Raw genomic sequence first — 611 nt, 5'->3', positions numbered from 1 at the left:
CGCTTCGTTGTAGGATTTCCAGTTCGTCGTGCGGTAACGGGCGGGCTCGGGCTTGCTCATGTCGAGATTCTTAACCTACCGGATTCGCAGTGTGAATCCTTCCAGCGCCGAGTTCTGCAACAACGCCTATCGACGCCCTGATCGATCTGTTCATCCTGCGGGGCGTCCCTGCCTTCATCCGCTCGGATAACGGCCCGGAATTTATCGCCCAGGCCGTCCGAGACTGGATCGCAGCTGTCGGGGCGAAGACGGCCTATATCGAACCCGGCTCACCCTGGGAGAACGGTTACTGCGAGAGCTTCAATGCCCGGTTCCGCGACGAGATGCTGAACGGAGAGGTATTCTACAGCCTCCGCGAAGCGCAGATCCTGATCGAAGAATGGAGGAAGCACTATAACACGAAGCGACCACACAGCGCTCTGGGCTATCGCCCACCGGCCCCGGAAACCATCGTCGCGATGGACCAAGCGCCGGTCATGCACTAACAGTGAACCACTACCGGCTGACGCCGGTAGCATCCCGTTTTCCATGCAGTTCCAGATACTGAAGTATGATGTCGTCGGTGACATTGCCCGAGGTTGTCGAGAAATATCCGCGGGCCCAGAACCGCC

General features: G+C 58.8%; 2 pseudogenes. One reads left to right on the top strand and one right to left on the bottom strand.

Annotated features, from left to right (window positions below):
- Nucleotides 1-128: 128 nt before the first annotated feature.
- Nucleotides 129-485 (top strand): annotated as a pseudogene (locus tag KNW02_RS20715) (integrase core domain-containing protein); the annotation flags it as partial.
- Nucleotides 486-495: 10 nt separating this feature from the next.
- Here KNW02_RS20715 and KNW02_RS21075 read toward each other — a convergent pair.
- Nucleotides 496-611 (bottom strand): annotated as a pseudogene (locus KNW02_RS21075) (IS200/IS605 family transposase); the annotation flags it as partial.

The sequence above is a fragment of the Paracoccus marinaquae genome (genome assembly GCF_018860165.1).
In the GTDB taxonomy this organism is placed as follows: domain Bacteria; phylum Pseudomonadota; class Alphaproteobacteria; order Rhodobacterales; family Rhodobacteraceae; genus Paracoccus; species Paracoccus marinaquae.
The sequence above is the reverse complement of the archived record's forward strand: the minus strand, read 5'-3'. Positions and strand labels throughout refer to the sequence as shown.